This is a genomic window from Chryseobacterium arachidis (assembly GCF_900129245.1).
GTDB lineage: Bacteria > Bacteroidota > Bacteroidia > Flavobacteriales > Weeksellaceae > Chryseobacterium > Chryseobacterium arachidis.
This window is the reverse complement of sequence record NZ_FQUT01000002.1, coordinates 232,182-248,506: the sequence shown is the minus strand read 5'-3', so window position 1 is coordinate 248,506 and position 16,325 is coordinate 232,182. Positions and strand designations below refer to the sequence as shown.

Here is a 16,325-nt window from a genome sequence, read left to right as displayed (position 1 = left end):
ATTCTAATATTTTGTGATGTGGTGGTGATTTTTTGCAAACAATGTTATAAAAAATTGTATCTGATTTTGTTTAAAAAGCAGCTAATTCGTCGGTTGTCGCTTTCAGGTACTTTTCAAAGTAGTGAAGGTCTTCTATGCATTTTATAGAAAGATAAAACATGATCTGTTGAGGTTCTTTTTTACCAATATTTTCCGCTTCGTCGAATCTGGCAATCAGAGCACGGATGCTTTCTGTTTTCAAGTCTTTCAGGAGGATAAAAAGTAAAAAAATGTTCTCCTTTATTTCTTTGGTATACATAACAGAACCTTCCTCAAACCAGCTTCCTTGATTTTTAATTGTAGTAAAATGTTCGGATTCCAACTTTTTTACAATGTCTCTGCAATTCATAGTATATAGATGGTTATTTATGAGTAAAAAGCCATACAGAAAACTCCGTATGGCTCTGTCAATGTATTAATCTTCCTGTTCTGCATCGAAGTTGATGTAGGTCTCAGCAATTTCTGTGAGATCATAATCTGTATCTTCTTCTTCCTGTAATGTCTTTTCGAGGAGATCTGCAGCTTTATCGTGTCCCATTGTAATGGCCAGCTGCGCCAGCCCGCCGTAGGTGGCAATTTCGTAATGTTCTACTTTTTGAGCTGCAATAATCAGGGCGGCGTCGCGGGTCATAGAACCTTCTTCTGTAGATTTAATGATTTCTTCGCCTTCCTCGATAATTCCTTTAATCGCCTTGCATTCTTTTTGCTCGGGCTTTTCATCAATGAGTTTAAATACCTTTTCAAGACGGCTTACGTGTTTTTTAGTCTGTAGCTGATGGTCTTCGAAAGCTTCTTTTAACTCCTCAGTAGTGGCTGCTTCCTGCATTTTTTCCAAAGCATCGATGATGGCATTTTCTGCAAAATAAATGTCCTTCAGTGCAGAAACGAAAAATTTATGAAGAGGAGAACTTTTCATTTCATCTTCATTAACTGTTGCGTTGTCTACTGACGTTGTTTTTTTCGATGCTGCTGTTTCTCCTGAAGATGTTGTTGTAGAAGTTGAAGCTGTTTCCGTACCTGCGGTACCTGTTTTAGTATCTAATGTTTTTGTTGCCATAATGTGAAAGTGGTGTTTGGGTTTAAAAAGATTACCCCTTTAAATAATCAAATCAAAAGAGGTAATCGTTGGAAAAGAATTATGAATTATTACGTCTGCCTCCAAATCCCGATCTGCCAGAACCTGAAGATCTTCCGCCTCCGTGAGATGCCTGTCCGCCCATACGTGCAATTCTCGTACGTTCGGCTTTGCTCATTGATGCGAAACCTCTTTTTGATGTTCCGTTGCCAGATCCTGAGTTGGAACCTCGACCAGAACCGCTGCTGTTACCTGATCTTGAGCCAGAACCGGAGTTTCCTCTTCCGCTTCCAGAGCCTGATCTTGAATTTGAACCTGAGTTTGACCTTGATCCTGAATTAGAACCCGATCTTCCTGAATTTGATGACCCTCCGCTGCTATTTCTGCTGCCTCTTGGTCTTCCCGGGTTATCGTGTCTGTGGTCGTAATTGTGATCATTTGATGAGTTTCTAGAAGATGACCTGCCTCTTCCGCCTGATCCTGATCCCGAACCAGAACCCGATCTTCCTGAGTTTGAATTTGAGCTTCGACCTCTTCCAGAGCCACTTCGTGAACCGCCTCTTCCGCCTCCTGAAGAGAATCTTCCCTGGCTGTCTCTCTGCTGGTTCCCGTTGTTGCTTCTGCCTCTTCCGCGGCCTCTGTTATCATCATCGTCGTCGTCGTCCTCCTCGTCGTAATCTTCATCATCATAGTCTTCGTTGTCATCGTAGTCTTCATCATCATAATCTTCGTCGTCATAGTCTTCGTCATCAAAATAATCTTCATATTCTGAGAAGTCGTCATCGTAATCTTCATCATTTTGCGCATCGTTATAACCGTGGTCATAACCTAATTGATAAATTTCCTCAAGATTGCTGCTTGATTGTGAGTTTCCTCTTGAGCTACGGTTTCCTGAATTTCTAGTGTTCATAATAGAATTTTTATTAATATTTGGTGATGGTTGTTGCTGGCCGTGACTAGTATTAGACAGCAACATGTTTAATTATATTGATGATTGAAAAAAGCTAAGTGCTTTGAAAAATATTGCTCAAAAAAAAGAGCGAAGACAGTGGATAATTATTTACTCAAATGTACAATGACTTTATTAAATTGTATATGACTCGAGTCATAATCAGTGAATTACATTAAAATAAATTGTTTTCATTGAGTTGGGTTGGAAATGAAAAGACTTAGATATTCCCAATTTTTCAGATAACTTTCGCAAGCTGTTTCCTTGTCAAAAATGGCTTTTACTTTATAATTTAATGATTTTGTTCCATAAGAAACTAATGCGTTTTCGGCTATTGTCATAATCAGAAAATTTTATGGTTAAAAAAATGAATAAAATGAATATTGTGTTTAAAGATTTCCAAATTGCGAACCAAACAGAAGAAAAAGATTGACAAAAAATACCACATTTTATCACTTTTTAGTGTTTTATTTTATTCGGATTCTTTTATGGTCATTATACGTAGATTTTCCGGTTAATAATTTTTAGATAGTTCTCTTTTTCCAGCTTTTTGACAGTTCTTACTACGGTTTCAACACGCAACGCTGTCAGGGCGGCAATCTGTTGCCTTGTTAACGGAACTTCATAAGAAAATTTTGTCTGATCTTCATAGAAACTTTTATGATAGTCCAACATGCCGGTAATTCTTGTTTCGGGGCGAAGAGAAGAATTATTTTCCAGCATGATGTATTTGTAATAGAGCCTTTCCGACAAAAACTTATTGATATCTCTTGAGATTGCGGGATTTTCGTCCAGTAATTTTGTAAAATGGCTTTTCGGAAGTTTTAGAATAGTACAGGTTTCAAAGGTCACAGCATTTACCGGATATGTTTTGTCAATAAACAATAATAATTCACAAACGCTTAAACCTTTGTCCAGAATGGCTAAAATAAGTTCTTTTCCTTCATCATTATAATGATTCAGCTTAATTCTGCCTTCGATGATCTGATAATAATATTTTGGATTTTCTCCTTCATTAAAAATAATATGTGAAGGCTCAAGGGTTTCTGTTTCGGCTCCGTACGATAAGAGAAGTTGTTCTGGAATTAACATAAGTATTAAAATATTAATAAAAGTAGCCTTAAAAAGCAGGCTTCTCTATGACTTGAATCATAAGGTTTTATGAAAGAAGGAATATAATTAATTTAGAATAATAACGGATTCTATTTAAAAAATCCAATAATCTTCGACAAGAATCTGTTTCGGCTTCATTATTAAATTTTCTTTTGGTTCACACAAAATTGAAACCGGTTTTTATTCGTAGTTATGATCAGAATCAAATAAGTAGAAATTGTGACTTTAGGTACCACATCTGTCTATTTTTGGTCATTATGGTCTTATAGTTGTAAGTTCTTATGCACTATACTTGTATTTAAATCACAATTAAAATATTATCAATCACACCAAAAAATTTAGTATGAACAACGAAAACACAGTTTCAGTGCTTAATGATTTACTGAACATTACCAACGACAGAATTGAAGGATTTTCAAAAGTAGAAGACAAAGTATGGGATACCCATTCTTCACTTAAAGCTGACTATGACCAAATGGTTGCTCAATCCCAGACTATGAAAAATGATCTCATTCAGTTAATTAATGGAAAAGGCGGGGAAGCCGACAATACAACAAGTACGGCAGGAGCTATACACAGAGCTTGGATAGATGTGAAAAATTCTTTCGTGGCAGACAAGGATGAATCTACTTTAGAGAATGTAGTTTTCGGAGAAAGAGCTGCTATTGATGCTTATCAGGATGCGCTGGACAGTGGGGATCTTTGTCCGGAAAGTACAAGACTGGTTTCGGATCAGCTGCATCATTTAAAATCTTCATACGCTAAATTTGAAAATTTAGAAGAAAGAAATTAACAATTTCACCGAATAAAAATTAAAGGCTGCCCACATCGGGGTAGTCTTTTGTTTTGTGGAAATAAGTTAACCTTAGTATTAATTGGAAATGAAAAAGCCCTTTAAAAAGGGCTTTAATATTGTTGAAAATTGGTAGCCTATAGGAGAATCGAACTCCTGTTGCAAGGATGAAAACCTTGAGTCCTGACCACTAGACGAATAGGCCAAATTTTGAGTTTGCAAAAATAATGATAAACTTTTGAAACTCAAAATTTATTTTTTGCTATCTGAAAACTTTTTGAATGATAGAGTTTTTAATTCCTTTAGCTTCAACCTCTTTCTGAAGTTTTACGGCATCTTCCAAAGTATAAACTTTTCCGTAAGTGTAGTAGAAAACTCCGTTTTCTTTGTTTCTTTCAACATCTTTCAGAGCCTGCATTACCAACGAATTTCCGTTCAGTTTATCCCCTGTGTGTACTTCAAGTGTATAATAGCCTGTACTCAGCTTCTGGTTCGGCATAAATCCTACGGCATATGCATTTCTGAAACCTGCATCTTTCGCCGTTTTAATATTAATATCTCTTACCGATGCCATATTGGTGACCCCGTAATAATATTTGTACTGTCCGTTCTCTTTAATAGGCAAAATGTAGTTTAATCCTTTTAATGCAGGATCTCCATCGTTATATTTTGTTGGAGAACTCAGTAGTAAGATTCTGAAGTCGTTTTTCAAAGCAACTTCTGCCGGCTTTTCCGGTTCAGGTTTTTTCGTTAGGGCAGAAACTCCTGCTTTTCTGTCAATGGCTTTTTTATAATCGATGATCGCATCATAAATACTTTGTGAAATCTCGTCCTGACCTTTTTCTGATGCCAGATAGTGACTTTCTTCAGGGTGATTGATAAATCCTGTTTCGATAAGTACCGAAGGCATCGCATTCATACGAAGCACGTGAAGGTTTTTCTGGAAAACACCTCTGGAAGATCTTTTATCTTTATTTACAAAATTATTCTCAACCAATCCTCCCAAAAGCATGCTGGCCTCAAGATATTTGCTTTGCTGAAGTTTTAGGGCAATTAAAGATTCCGGTGAGCTTGCATCATAAGAACCGAAGGTCTGCTTATCTTTTTCATCAAGAAAAATTACATCATTTTCTCTTTTTGCCACTTCAAGATTGGTATCGTTCTGATCCGGTCCCTGTACATAAGTTTCTGTTCCGTAAGCTGTATTTCTTACCGCAGAGTTACAGTGGATAGAAACAAATAAATCTGCTTTGCTTCTGTTAGCTAAGTTAGTTCTATCTGATAATGAAGGGTATTCGTCTATTTTTCGGGTATAAATTACTTTGAAATCTTTATTTTTTTCAAGCATTGCACCCACTTTTAGCGTGATGGCAAGAGTAATTTCTTTTTCTGTCACCCTTCCAATGTCTGAATACGTTCTGTTTGCTCCGTGATCACTACCTCCGTGTCCGGCATCTAAAACAACCGTAAACTTCTTCTGAGAGAAAATAAAGTTGCTGGCAAGGATCAGGAGAAATGATAAAATTATTTTAAAATTTACTTTGTGCATCTTACAGTTTTAAAAATTATATTAATTTTGAGCCTTAATTGTATACATTAAATATAACAAAAAAATTGGTCAAAACCGTCTCCAAAAATATATTACAAATTTTAATTATCCTAATTTTTAACAATTTTTTAGCACAGCAAACGCCTGGAAAATTGCCTGAAAATGCGGTTAATGATACTATCCCTAAACAAGATACCATTGCCTTAAAAAAAGAGGCTCTGGAAGATGTTCTTCATACAAAAGCAGATTTCAAAAGGAGGGATTTCAAGAAAAAAATGGTTTATCTGAACAAAAATGCTCAGGTAAAATATCAGGATATGCAGATTGATGCAGATTACATCTCTATCGACGAGCAGAAAAGTCTAATGTACGCTCGCGGAAAACTAGATTCGTTAGGGAAGATTATTGAGCCTGTTATTACCACACAAGCCGGAAAAAAGTATGAAACTGATGAATTTCAGTATAATACCAAAACAAGGCAGGCTATTGCTTTCAATGCCAGAACGGAAGAAAGTGAAGGGGTAATTGTTGCTGAAAAAACGAAAAAATACAATGACTCTGTGTTTGCCATGAGACGGGCGAATTACACAACCGACGACTATTTTATTAAGAAAAAAGATACGGCAGCGGATTACCATTTACGGGCATCCAATATCAAATTAGTGAAGACTAAAAATAAATCTTCCATCATTTCAGGACCTATTCAGATGTATATTGAGCAGGTTCCGACCCCTTTGATTATGCCTTTTGCGATTTTACCTTTTTCCGATAAAAGGTCTGCGGGTATTTTGATACCGAGTTTTGGGGAAAGACAGGATGTCGGGTTTTTCCTGAATGGATTAGGATATTATCAACCGATAGGGGAACATTTCGACCTTAAAATTCTCTCTGATATTTATACCAAAGGAAGCTGGAACTTAAGGCCTGAAATGAATTATGTAAAGAAATACCGTTACAGCGGAAATTTCTCTGCAGATATAGGATCAATGGTCAGAGGGATTAAAGGGCTTGATGACTACAGTAAAACCGGAACATACCGAATCGCTTGGAGACACAGTCAGGACACAAAATCCAATCCGTTTCTGAATTTTTCCGCGTCTGTAGACATTGTAAGTACAAAATTTTACAACAATACGCTGAATAATAATTATATTTTAAATCAGAATGTATTAAATACTCAGCAGAACTCTACGGTAACGGTTACTAAAAGATTCCTGAAACTGCCTGCGACTATTACAGGAACCGCTTCTTATTCCCAGAACTTTGCCACAGGATTATCCGATCTTCGTTTACCACAAATGAATATTGCAATCAACCAGTTTTATTTATTCGGATCTAAAACGGGGGTAAGACAAGGGTTACTGGAAAATATTACGGTCAATACGGGGATTAACCTGACGAACTTTGTACAGACAAATGAAGGAGAGCTTTTTAAGAAAGAAATGTGGGATAAAATGCAGACCGGTCTAAAAAACAACATCACATTAGGAACCAATACAACGGTTGCTAAATATTTTACGTTCAGTTTAGGCGCTAATATTGATAATGCTTTAACAACAAAAAGTGTTGAAAAGTTCTACGATCCTGTAAATAATAAAGTGGTTACGGAAACAAACAAAGGTATTACAGGATATTCTACATTTTCTACAACGGCAAGTTTACAGACCACATTATACGGACAGGCAAATTTTAAGAAAGGTTCTGCCATTGAAGCCATCCGACACATGATGACGCCAAGTATCGGTTTCACATATTCTCCTGATTTCGGGGGTTCAGGTTATGGATATTACAGAAATTATTATGATGCCACTGGAGCTTTAACACCTTATTCAATTTTTGAAGGAGGAATTATCGGATCACCTTCAAGCGGATTGGTGGGTGCTTTAGGATTCAATATCGGGAACAATATCGAGATGAAAGTAAAGTCTAAAAGCGATTCAACCGGAATAAAAAAGGTGAAGCTTTTTGAATCTTTAAACCTTTCGGGAAGTTACAACTTTGCGGCGAAAGATCATCCTTTCTCAATTATTACGGTTAATGGGCAGTCTTCTTTCTTCAATAATAAATTAAGTGTCAATACAAGCTTATCTTTAGATCCATACAAAATCATTTTTATTCCGGGACAGGAAGTAGGTATCAGAACAGAGGACTTCGGGCATTTCAGTGTGCAGGGTTTCAACGTTCAGTTGTCTTATCCTTTAAGCAGTGAGATTTTTGGAGAAAAAACAGATTATGCTAAAAAATACAAATCGAAAGGGGAGGTAAGGAATGAAAATTATTATTTTGATGATGATAATTACGCCCATTTCGATCAGGCCTGGACATTAAATGTGAATGCTAACTATGCCTACACAAGAAGTACAGCATCGAGAACGCCTACTAAATTGGCTTCAGTGGGTTTGGACGGAAGTATTAAGTTAACCCCTTACTGGAATATCAATGGAAGTACTCACTATGATATGGTGACAAGAGAATTGGCATATACAAGGATTGGTTTTTCGAGAGACCAGCGAAGTTTTACCATTAATTTCAACTGGGTTCCGTTTGGTCAGTACAAGGTGTATGACTTCTTTATCGGTATAAAAGCCAACATCTTAAGTGATGCATTGAAATATAAAGACAGAAGTTTCACACAGCCTAATGCACCTTTCTAATTTCGGATTAATATTTGATAATAGAAATAGAATATAAATTTTATATTTGCACCCAAAATAAAATCTAAATGAAAAAAGTAATCAACACGGTAAATGCTCCTGCAGCGATCGGGCCTTATTCACAAGCAAACATGGCAAACGGTGTTCTGTATATTTCAGGACAGATCCCTGTAGATCCTGCAACCGGTAAATTGGTGGAAGGAATTGAAAAGGAAACGCATCAGGTAATGAAAAACCTTGAGGCTATTCTTACAGAAGCAGGAATGACATTTAAAAATGTTGTAAAAGCAACGATATTCCTTAAAAATATGGATGATTTTGCAGTAATGAATGATATTTATGCTTCGTATTTAGATGCAGAAAGCTATCCGGCTCGTGAAACAGTACAGGTTTCTTGCCTGCCAAAAAATGTTGATATCGAAATTTCTATGATCGCACATCAGGATTAATGAATTTTATAAGAAATACAATTGCGGTTATTGTAGGTCTTGGAATTGCCGGACTTATCATTACTCTTGGTATAAGGGTGTTTCCGCAATGGGTTACTTTCGAAGCTTTTGCTCCGTTCGAGCATTGGCAAAGATTTCTTCAGAGCATGCAGAATAATGATGCTTTCTTCGGCTTTCTTTTGTTTGTTTCCGGATTAGGAACTACAATCGGAGGGGTTGCAACAGCAATCATTGTAAAGTATGCTAAAGTAGCGTATGCTATTCTTATCGGTTTCATTATGCTTTTTATAGCGATGCTGGATGTTATTGTTTTCCCATATCATCCTACGTTTTATAAAATCTCTATTTTCCTTACGTTTTTCCCTTTCTCGTGGATCGGAGGTAAAATTGTAGAAGTCATTTATGAACGGAAAAAGAAAAGAAGAATCGCTGAAAAAATGAATAAATCATAAATATAAAAAACGCTGCAATTTGCAGCGTTTTTTGTTGATATGAATGTGAAGTTTAGTTCTTCTGTTAAGGCATTTTGAAACCTCTTGTATAGATCTGTCCGTAAGCATCTACAAATTTCACGGAGACATTTCCTGAATATTTGTCAAGAATTTTCTCAACATCTTTCTGTGAATTTACGGGCTTACCATTGATCTCTATCACGATATAATTATCTACGATTCCGATTTTGGCAATTTCGCTTCCTTCTGTCACATTGTTGGCAATTACGCCGCTGTTCAATCCGTAATCAGTCTTAAATCTTTCATCCAATGGCTTGAATTCTGCCCCAATTTTTTCTGTTACTGTTAAGTCAGCCTTTGTTCTTGTGGAAGTTCCTCCTTTTTGGTCTTTCAGCGTTACAGTGGTTGTCGCTTCTTTACCATTTCTCTGATACGTTACCACTACTTTATCCCCAGGTCTCTTGCTTCCTACAGACATTGATAGATCTGCAAAATCAGTGATTGGTGTTCCGTCGATGCTAGTAATGATATCACCTGTTTTCAAGCCTGCATCTTCAGCACCGCTGCTTTCTCCGAATCCTGTTACCAAAATTCCTGAACCTGCTTTATAATTTGTCTTTTTCTGTTTGTTATAAGCTGCAACCATTTGGTCATCGGAAAGATCTAAAGATGTTACTCCTAAGAATCCTCTTTGCACAATACCGAACTTCTTGATATCCTCAACAATTTTTCTCGCTAAGTTGGCAGGAACGGCAAATCCATAACCTTGGTAATATCCTGTAGTAGATTGGATGGCAGAGTTTATACCGATCAAATCTCCATTTGTATTTACCAATGCACCTCCGGAGTTTCCAGGGTTAATTGCTGCATCGGTCTGAATAAAGCTTTCAATTGGGTTGGCAGCTTTTCCTTGTGAACTTAAAATTCCGATACCTCTGCCTTTTGCAGAAACGATCCCTGCGGTTACTGTAGAATTCAATCCCAATGGATTTCCTACGGCAAGAACCCATTGTCCAACTTCAATATTGTCAGAATTGGCAAAATTTAAAAATGGTAATCCTTTTTCTTCTATCTTAAGTAATGAAATGTCTGTATTAGGGTCAGTTCCGACTAAAGTAGCGATATATGATTTTTTATTGCTTAAAACAACTTCAAGCTTATTAGCTCCGGCCACAACGTGATTATTGGAAATAATATAACCATCCGGCGAAATAATGACACCCGATCCCATTCCTGAAGGCATGTTCTCCGGTACCTGCTGTTGTTTCTGTCTTTGCTGTCCTCGTCCTCCGAACGGATCTCCAAAAAAGAAATCAAACATATCCTGTTCAGAAGCTCTGCTTGTCGTTCTGGTTTGATAGTTTTTAATGGTTACGACAGCTGGAACTGTCGTTTTTGCTGCTTTTACAAAATCATCTCCTACTGCCGCAGAATTCATTCCTGCGAAAGAAACGTTTGAAGCTTTTGTAAAGTATGATTGGTCTGCGCTGTTGGAATCATGATTTAAGTATTGTAATCCTCCAACGGTAGTAGCTCCTGAGATCACTCCTACTACGGCAAATGGTAATAGTTTTTTTAAAGTACTCTTCATTGTGTATCTTTCTTAATTATTTATGTTATTTATCTTTTCGTTTTATAGTAAACAAATTTAATGCTAAATAGGTATGCAATTGGTATTAAATGTTTCAGTTTTAACTAAAATTTAACTACAATAACATTATTTTATGTGTTAAGTGGTAATTATTTGTCACTATTAACTGATCTTAAAATTTTATTAAATGTCAAAGTGGCATATGTATGATGAATCGATGGTGACAAAAGTTAAATTTTATGAATAAATTTTTGATTGCTCCCGCCAATTTTACATGATTTTTTTTACCAGAGCTTGCCTTCCCGTAGGGTTGTTTAAGCCTAATCAAAATATTGTGTAAAATTCGTGTTTAGATTCCTATGATAAGACAATCCGTCCGGCTATTTTCAAAAATTAATTGAATGAATTCGACCATACTCACGATTGAGCGCTATATTTTAGCGTTTTTATAGTTTCGGCGGCGGCAAAGCCGCCGCCGAAACTATAAAAAAAGAGTAGCGAAAGTGCGAATTGCTGTTATAATCAACATATTCAAATAAAAAGCAAAATCTTATTAGTTATCCTTGTCAAGGTTTAAACCTTGACAAGGATTGTGAAAATTGCTTTAAGGTTAATCAAGGACGATTTAATTTAAAAATTCTTACCTTTGCAAAAATTTTTCTCACTTATAACGTTTATAGCATGCAACTGTACAACACCTTAAGCGCAGAAGAAAGAGCTCAACTTATTGATGAAGCCGGTAAGGAACGCCTTACATTGTCTTTCTATGCGTATGCCAAAATTGAAGATCCCAAAAAATTTCGCGACGAATTATTTATAGCCTGGAATGCTCTGGATGCATTAGGCCGTATTTATGTAGCACACGAAGGAATTAATGCTCAGATGAGTGTTCCGGCAGACAATTTTGAAGCATTTCGTGATACGCTGGAAGTTTATGACTTCATGAAAGGTATTCGATTAAATGTCGCAGTTGAGCAGGATAATCACTCTTTTTTAAAATTAACAATAAAAGTAAGACACAAAATCGTTGCAGACGGTTTGAATGACGAAACTTTTGATGTTACCAACAAAGGAATTCACCTGAAAGCTCAGGAGTTTAATGATATGCTTGCTGATCCGAATACGATTGTTGTGGATTTCAGAAATCATTACGAAAGTGAAGTCGGTCACTTTGAAGGTGCCATTACTCCGGATGTTGAAAATTTCAGAGAAAGTTTACCGATTATTAACGAACAATTACAGGATTTTAAAGAAGATAAAAACTTGTTGATGTATTGTACAGGTGGAATTCGTTGCGAAAAGGCAAGTGCTTACTTCAAACATCAAGGTTTTAAAAATGTTTTCCAGTTAGAAGGCGGAATTATAGAGTATACGCGTCAGATTAAAGAAGAAGGAATTGAAAGTAAGTTCATCGGTAAAAATTTCGTATTCGATCATCGTTTAGGGGAAAGAATTACAGATGACATTATTTCTCAATGTCACCAGTGTGGAAAACCGTGTGATAACCATACCAATTGTGCCAACGATGCCTGTCATTTACTTTTCATTCAATGTGATGAATGTAAGGCAGCAATGGAAAATACATGTTCTACGGAATGTCTGGAAACTATCCATTTGCCTTGGGAAGAGCAGGTTGCAAAAAGAAAAGGTTTACAGGTTGGAAATAAAGTGTTCAGAAAAGGAAAATCCGAAGCTTTGAAATTTAAAAATTCAGGAGATTTATCAACTCAAACGTTGGCAAAAGCAACACAGGCAGAAACAAAAGACATTCGTCAGAAAATAAAAATTAAGAAAACTTTGATCGGAAAAGCTGAGCATTATTATTCAAAGTCAAAAATTGCACAGTTTTTAATTGAAAATAATGAACTTTCTGTTGGAGACAAAGTTTTGATTTCGGGGCCGACAACAGGAGATCAGGAGGTAACAATTACTCAGATTTTCGTGAACGGAGATTTCAGCAATACGGCGAAAGTAGGAGATCAAATTACTTTTGAATTACCATTCAGAGTTCGTTTGTCTGACAAATTATACAAAATTCTGGAAGCGTAAAAACATATCATTAAGATGTTAAAAGCTGAACTTAGAAAAAAATATATGCAAAAAAGAAAAGCCTTGTCGATTGATGAGGCTTTTTCGTTATCTGAAAAGATTTTTGAAAATTTCATCTATTATTTCAAACCAAAAGAAGCGGAAAAAGTTCATATTTTTATTCCTATTTTGGCAAGAAAAGAAATCAATACCCAGATTTTTATTCATTATTTCTTGAAGCATAATATTCGGGTTTTTGTCCCGAAAATCGTAGCAGATCAATTAATCAATATTGAAATTTTCGCAGATACCATTTTCGAAACCAGCAGTTGGGGTATTCCGGAACCAATTTCTAATGAAGATTCGGGAGAGACTTTTTTCGATTACATTATAACTCCACTTTTATATTGTGATGATAAAGGTAATAGAATAGGTTACGGAAAGGGTTTTTATGACAGCTTCTTTGAAAGTATATCCAAAAAAGTAAAAAAAATCGGAGTCAATTACTTTAACCCCGATGAAAATATCGATGATGTCTGGGAAAATGATATTCCGCTGGACTATTTGGTCACGCCGACTGATGTGCTGTCTTTTTCCGGTGAATCTGAATAGAATTTAATAAAATAGAACTTAAACTCTTTATTTTTCTGGTCGGGCTTTGATACAAGTGTGTATTGTGCGTTGCGTTCAAAACTACCTACAGATTTGTCTTTATCGCCTATATATTCTACATTGAACTTAGCAAAATTCAACGTGTCTTTCTCTTTTATTTTCTGAAAAACATTGATGTTGCTCACGCGGACTTTCTTTACATTCAGGCTTTCAAGTTCTTTAAAAAGATCATTGAATGTTGTGGAGTCCGATTTTTGAAAATATTTTTCAATTTTGGTGTAAATAGCTTTATCGATCTCCGTATTTCTTTTTCCGGAAAGATAAAGTGTGGAAAGATCAAGCACGTCCTGAACTTTTTGCATGGTGATGGAGTTGATCGCCTGTGCACTGTCCATTTGTACACTTATATTATCTGTATTTCTCAGTTTTTCTAAGTCACTAATGTTGTTGGTGTTATCTTTTTTTGTACAGGCCGTTACAATGATTCCTGATAGTATGATTAAAAACAAAATGTTATTTATTGTTTTCATGCGTTGAGATTTTAAATTTAATAGATACGATTTTTCCCTTATTATCTTTTTTCATTTCGATAACGTTCAGATTTTTCAGAGAGGTGGTCGGAGTGGTGACCAATGTGATGTAGTCTTCCTTATCCAGGCTTTCAAGACCGTAAATATCACTGTCGTATACCTGTGTAATGACCGCTGTATTGCTGATAATATTTTCCAATTGCTTTCTTTTCTGCTTGATAAGCTGTTCAGAGTTTTCTCCGTTGATATCTTTGATGGAGAAATAATAAAGCGCCATTTTATAATCATCAGGCTTCAGTTCGATGGTTTCTTCTTCCGGAGCATTTTCCAGATTCCTGTTCACTTCCAAATTTTCATAAGTAGTGGAGCTGATCTGCATTTTAAGTGTCTTATCCTTGGTCGCATACCTGAAACATTCTCCCGGTTTTATTCTGTATAAAATAGGAGACTCATTTTCTTTGATTACTTTTATTTCAATTTCGCGCTGAATACTCAGGTTTCTGTCTGCATCCGTAAAGCAGTACACATACGTTTTCTGGAAAATAACATCTTTAAAACCAAGCAGACCGGTAAGAACTACCAAAACTGAAGTTACGATGACCCAAATATTCTTTTTAAAGAAATTTTTCTTTGGATTTTCGGCTTCAGAATTTCTGATTTCTGAAATTTCAGAATTTTGTTTAATTAATTGATTTTCAGTATTTGATTTTTGTAAATCATTGTTTTCGATAGGTTGGTATTCTGGGATTTTAGGTAATTTCTCAGTTTTAGGTAGTTCCAGGGATGCTGAAACTGTTTTTTCTAATTCCTGAAGTGTATCATCTGCCAAATCTTCATTGTCCTGTAATAATTCGCCTGCAAAAAGATGCTGTTTTTTAAAATCATACCATGAATCGTATCCCGCATAAATACTCAGTAAATTGAGCATATCGATTCTTGGCAATTTAGTAACCGGCGAACTTTTAAAATAGGTGTAAAAAGATTTTTCGCTGATGTTTCCTTTGGCCTTTTTTCTGAGATCTTCCTGAAAATATATAATATCAATACCCTTCCACTTTGAAATATCATCGTAAGAAGGGGTGTGTTCTTTCAAATATTGAGCCTGTACATCCTTTTTTAGCTGCTCAAAGTGTAATAGATCTAAATCCGTCAATTTATTTTAAAATAATTAAATTATTGATTATCAGTTGTATTTATTTGTAAAACTATTTTACAAAGGTATTACAATTATTTTTCCTAAACAAATTTTCTATCTGCTATACCTTTGTCTTGTTCAAATAACCGAACAGAGAAAAAGATTTTATAAAACAATATTAACAAAATTAAATTTAATTTATTATGAAAAAGTCATTATTCGTAGCTGCTATCGCTGCAATCTCTCTAGTTGCTTGTAAAAAAGGAGAAACTACTTCAACTGAAGCTACTGCTGATTCTGCTACTACAGCTATCGATTCTACTGCTGCTGCTGTTGATTCTACTGCTACTGCTGCTGTTGATTCAGTAAAAGTTGCTGCTGATTCAGCTACTGCTAAAGTTGATGCTGCTGCTGATGCTGCTAAAACTGAAGTTAAAGAAGAAGCTAAGAAATAATTTTAGCTTTAAAAATAAAAGAACCGTTTCACCCAGTGGAACGGTTTTTTTATGCGCTTTGTTTTATGAGTAATAAATAATGGGCGATGAGTAATAACGATCATCCAAATTATCCTTTTTTCTGTTTCAATGTTTCATAGCAGGTAATGGCTACGGCATTGCTCAGATTTAGAGAATCAATGCTTCCGGCCATGGGAATCAAAGTATTTTTTCCTTTACCGATCCAGAACTCACTTAACCCGGAATGTTCCGTTCCGAATAATACTGCAGATTTTTGTGTAAAATCTCTTCTGTAAAGATCTTCCGCTGTTTCATCCATTATTGTCGTGTAGATATTGAATTTATTTTTCTGAAGAAATGCTAAGGTTTCCGGGTTTTCTGCCTGAAAAACCTGCATTCCGAAAAGGCAGCCTACACTCGATCTGATGACATTAGGGTTATAGAAGTCTGTTTTGCCATCGGAAACAATTAATGCATCAACTCCGAAAGCCTCACAACTGCGTAAAATGGCACCTAAATTTCCAGGTTTTTCAACGCCTTCTACAATAATTATCGTGGAATTTTCTTTTGGGTTAAAAGAAGCTAAATCTGATTCTTTTGTTTTATAAACTCCGATAATTCCTTCTGAACTTCCACGATAGGCAATTTTTTCATACACTTTGTCATTGACCAGATGGACTTTTCCTTTGGGTAATTCTTTCTGAAAAATATTCTCACAGATAAAAAATTCTACAGCTTCGAAATGATATTTCTGAGCACGCTCATTTTCCTGCTGACCTTCCACCACAAAAACATCTGATTTTTTGCGGAATCTGTTGTCTGTAAGAAGTTTAGTGATGTATTTTACCTTTTCGTTTTGAAAGCTTTCTATTAACATGCTGCAAAATTATGCAAAATTATT

17 protein-coding genes and 1 tRNA gene are annotated in these 16,325 nt (G+C 35.7%); 7 read left to right on the top strand and 11 right to left on the bottom strand.

Going from position 1 to position 16,325, the window contains the following annotated elements; genetic code table 11:
• Positions 1-70 precede the first annotated feature (70 nt).
• The 5 genes from BUA89_RS04910 to BUA89_RS04895 form a co-directional block, all read right to left on the bottom strand.
• Positions 71-388: a hypothetical protein gene (locus tag BUA89_RS04910; RefSeq protein ID WP_072953648.1), complete on the bottom strand. Its 318-nt coding sequence runs from the start codon at positions 386-388 to the stop codon at positions 71-73.
• 66 nt (positions 389-454) lie between these two features.
• A complete protein-coding gene (locus tag BUA89_RS04905) occupies positions 455-1,096 on the bottom strand; it encodes a ferritin-like domain-containing protein (RefSeq protein WP_072953646.1) in 642 nt (213 codons plus the stop codon).
• Between the two features lie 79 nt (positions 1,097-1,175).
• Positions 1,176-2,024 carry a KGG domain-containing protein gene (locus tag BUA89_RS04900; protein ID WP_178362430.1) on the bottom strand — a complete coding sequence of 283 codons (849 nt, stop codon included), beginning with the start codon at positions 2,022-2,024 and terminating at the stop codon, positions 1,176-1,178.
• Between the two features lie 230 nt (positions 2,025-2,254).
• Positions 2,255-2,404: a hypothetical protein gene (locus BUA89_RS23065; protein ID WP_178362429.1), complete on the bottom strand. Its 150-nt coding sequence runs from the start codon at positions 2,402-2,404 to the stop codon at positions 2,255-2,257.
• Positions 2,405-2,558: 154 nt separating this feature from the next.
• Positions 2,559-3,155: a Crp/Fnr family transcriptional regulator gene (locus BUA89_RS04895; RefSeq protein ID WP_072953642.1), complete on the bottom strand. Its 597-nt coding sequence runs from the start codon at positions 3,153-3,155 to the stop codon at positions 2,559-2,561.
• 364 nt (positions 3,156-3,519) lie between these two features.
• Here BUA89_RS04895 and BUA89_RS04890 point away from each other — a divergent pair, with 364 nt between their 5' ends.
• Positions 3,520-3,969 (top strand): PA2169 family four-helix-bundle protein, encoded by a 450-nt coding sequence (locus BUA89_RS04890; protein WP_072953640.1) that lies wholly within the window; start codon positions 3,520-3,522, stop codon positions 3,967-3,969.
• A 130-nt stretch (positions 3,970-4,099) separates the two neighbouring features.
• Here the strand turns inward: BUA89_RS04890 and BUA89_RS04885 are convergent.
• Both BUA89_RS04885 and BUA89_RS04880 read right to left on the bottom strand, forming a co-directional pair.
• A tRNA-Glu gene (locus tag BUA89_RS04885) sits at positions 4,100-4,174 on the bottom strand.
• A gap of 57 nt (positions 4,175-4,231) precedes the next feature.
• Entirely contained in the window at positions 4,232-5,518 is a 1,287-nt protein-coding gene (locus BUA89_RS04880; protein ID WP_143152265.1) for an N-acetylmuramoyl-L-alanine amidase family protein, read from the bottom strand.
• Between the two features lie 65 nt (positions 5,519-5,583).
• Between BUA89_RS04880 and BUA89_RS04875 the strand changes: the two genes are divergently transcribed.
• From BUA89_RS04875 to BUA89_RS04865, 3 genes are all read left to right on the top strand, one after another.
• On the top strand, positions 5,584-8,172 hold the full coding sequence (locus BUA89_RS04875; protein ID WP_083531619.1) for a putative LPS assembly protein LptD: 2,589 nt from the start codon (positions 5,584-5,586) through the stop codon (positions 8,170-8,172).
• 68 nt (positions 8,173-8,240) lie between these two features.
• A complete protein-coding gene (locus BUA89_RS04870; RefSeq protein ID WP_072953638.1) occupies positions 8,241-8,621 on the top strand; it encodes a RidA family protein in 381 nt (126 codons plus the stop codon).
• Positions 8,621-9,073: a hypothetical protein gene (locus BUA89_RS04865; protein ID WP_072953636.1), complete on the top strand. Its 453-nt coding sequence runs from the start codon at positions 8,621-8,623 to the stop codon at positions 9,071-9,073. Before BUA89_RS04870 ends, BUA89_RS04865 begins: the two co-directional genes overlap by 1 nt.
• A 64-nt stretch (positions 9,074-9,137) precedes the next feature.
• On the opposite strand, the gene BUA89_RS04860 is transcribed toward BUA89_RS04865, so the two are convergent.
• Complete coding sequence (locus BUA89_RS04860; RefSeq protein ID WP_072953634.1) at positions 9,138-10,664, bottom strand: trypsin-like peptidase domain-containing protein; 1,527 nt, start codon at positions 10,662-10,664, stop codon at positions 9,138-9,140.
• A 681-nt stretch (positions 10,665-11,345) separates the two neighbouring features.
• Here BUA89_RS04860 and trhO point away from each other — a divergent pair.
• Both trhO and BUA89_RS04850 read left to right on the top strand, forming a co-directional pair.
• Positions 11,346-12,713, top strand: coding sequence for an oxygen-dependent tRNA uridine(34) hydroxylase TrhO (gene trhO / locus BUA89_RS04855; RefSeq protein ID WP_072953632.1), 1,368 nt, complete (start codon positions 11,346-11,348; stop codon positions 12,711-12,713).
• Between the two features lie 15 nt (positions 12,714-12,728).
• The gene (locus tag BUA89_RS04850; protein ID WP_072953630.1) at positions 12,729-13,304 is read left to right on the top strand and encodes a 5-formyltetrahydrofolate cyclo-ligase; all 576 of its coding nucleotides are present in this window, start codon (positions 12,729-12,731) and stop codon (positions 13,302-13,304) included.
• On the opposite strand, the gene BUA89_RS04845 is transcribed toward BUA89_RS04850, so the two are convergent.
• Together BUA89_RS04845 and BUA89_RS04840 are read right to left on the bottom strand one after the other, a co-directional pair.
• Complete coding sequence (locus BUA89_RS04845) at positions 13,253-13,834, bottom strand: hypothetical protein (RefSeq protein WP_072953628.1); 582 nt, start codon at positions 13,832-13,834, stop codon at positions 13,253-13,255. The genes BUA89_RS04850 and BUA89_RS04845 overlap by 52 nt on opposite strands.
• Positions 13,818-14,987 (bottom strand): hypothetical protein, encoded by a 1,170-nt coding sequence (locus tag BUA89_RS04840; RefSeq protein WP_072953626.1) that lies wholly within the window; start codon positions 14,985-14,987, stop codon positions 13,818-13,820. The genes BUA89_RS04845 and BUA89_RS04840 overlap by 17 nt, the downstream gene beginning before the upstream one ends.
• Before the next feature lie 185 nt (positions 14,988-15,172).
• On the opposite strand from BUA89_RS04840, the gene BUA89_RS04835 reads away from it, so the two are divergent.
• The gene (locus BUA89_RS04835; protein ID WP_072953624.1) at positions 15,173-15,424 is read left to right on the top strand and encodes a hypothetical protein; all 252 of its coding nucleotides are present in this window, start codon (positions 15,173-15,175) and stop codon (positions 15,422-15,424) included.
• Between the two features lie 109 nt (positions 15,425-15,533).
• On the opposite strand, the gene BUA89_RS04830 is transcribed toward BUA89_RS04835, so the two are convergent.
• Positions 15,534-16,301, bottom strand: coding sequence for a TrmH family RNA methyltransferase (locus BUA89_RS04830; RefSeq protein ID WP_072953622.1), 768 nt, complete (start codon positions 16,299-16,301; stop codon positions 15,534-15,536).
• Between the last annotated feature and the right edge of the window lie 24 nt (positions 16,302-16,325).

Bases quoted from the DNA above. Each gene is read 5' to 3' on its own strand.
- BUA89_RS04910 (WP_072953648.1), bottom strand. From the start codon at position 388: ATGAATTGCAGAGACATTGTAAAAAAGTTGGAATCCGAACATTTTACT.
- BUA89_RS04905 (WP_072953646.1), bottom strand. From the start codon at position 1,096: ATGGCAACAAAAACATTAGATACTAAAACAGGTACCGCAGGTACGGAA.
- BUA89_RS04900 (WP_178362430.1), bottom strand. From the start codon at position 2,024: ATGAACACTAGAAATTCAGGAAACCGTAGCTCAAGAGGAAACTCACAA.
- BUA89_RS23065 (WP_178362429.1), bottom strand. From the start codon at position 2,404: ATGACAATAGCCGAAAACGCATTAGTTTCTTATGGAACAAAATCATTA.
- BUA89_RS04895 (WP_072953642.1), bottom strand. From the start codon at position 3,155: ATGTTAATTCCAGAACAACTTCTCTTATCGTACGGAGCCGAAACAGAA.
- BUA89_RS04890 (WP_072953640.1), top strand. From the start codon at position 3,520: ATGAACAACGAAAACACAGTTTCAGTGCTTAATGATTTACTGAACATT.
- BUA89_RS04880 (WP_143152265.1), bottom strand. From the start codon at position 5,518: ATGCACAAAGTAAATTTTAAAATAATTTTATCATTTCTCCTGATCCTT.
- BUA89_RS04870 (WP_072953638.1), top strand. From the start codon at position 8,241: ATGAAAAAAGTAATCAACACGGTAAATGCTCCTGCAGCGATCGGGCCT.
- BUA89_RS04865 (WP_072953636.1), top strand. From the start codon at position 8,621: ATGAATTTTATAAGAAATACAATTGCGGTTATTGTAGGTCTTGGAATT.
- BUA89_RS04860 (WP_072953634.1), bottom strand. From the start codon at position 10,664: ATGAAGAGTACTTTAAAAAAACTATTACCATTTGCCGTAGTAGGAGTG.
- trhO (WP_072953632.1), top strand. From the start codon at position 11,346: ATGCAACTGTACAACACCTTAAGCGCAGAAGAAAGAGCTCAACTTATT.
- BUA89_RS04850 (WP_072953630.1), top strand. From the start codon at position 12,729: ATGTTAAAAGCTGAACTTAGAAAAAAATATATGCAAAAAAGAAAAGCC.
- BUA89_RS04845 (WP_072953628.1), bottom strand. From the start codon at position 13,834: ATGAAAACAATAAATAACATTTTGTTTTTAATCATACTATCAGGAATC.
- BUA89_RS04835 (WP_072953624.1), top strand. From the start codon at position 15,173: ATGAAAAAGTCATTATTCGTAGCTGCTATCGCTGCAATCTCTCTAGTT.
- BUA89_RS04830 (WP_072953622.1), bottom strand. From the start codon at position 16,301: ATGTTAATAGAAAGCTTTCAAAACGAAAAGGTAAAATACATCACTAAA.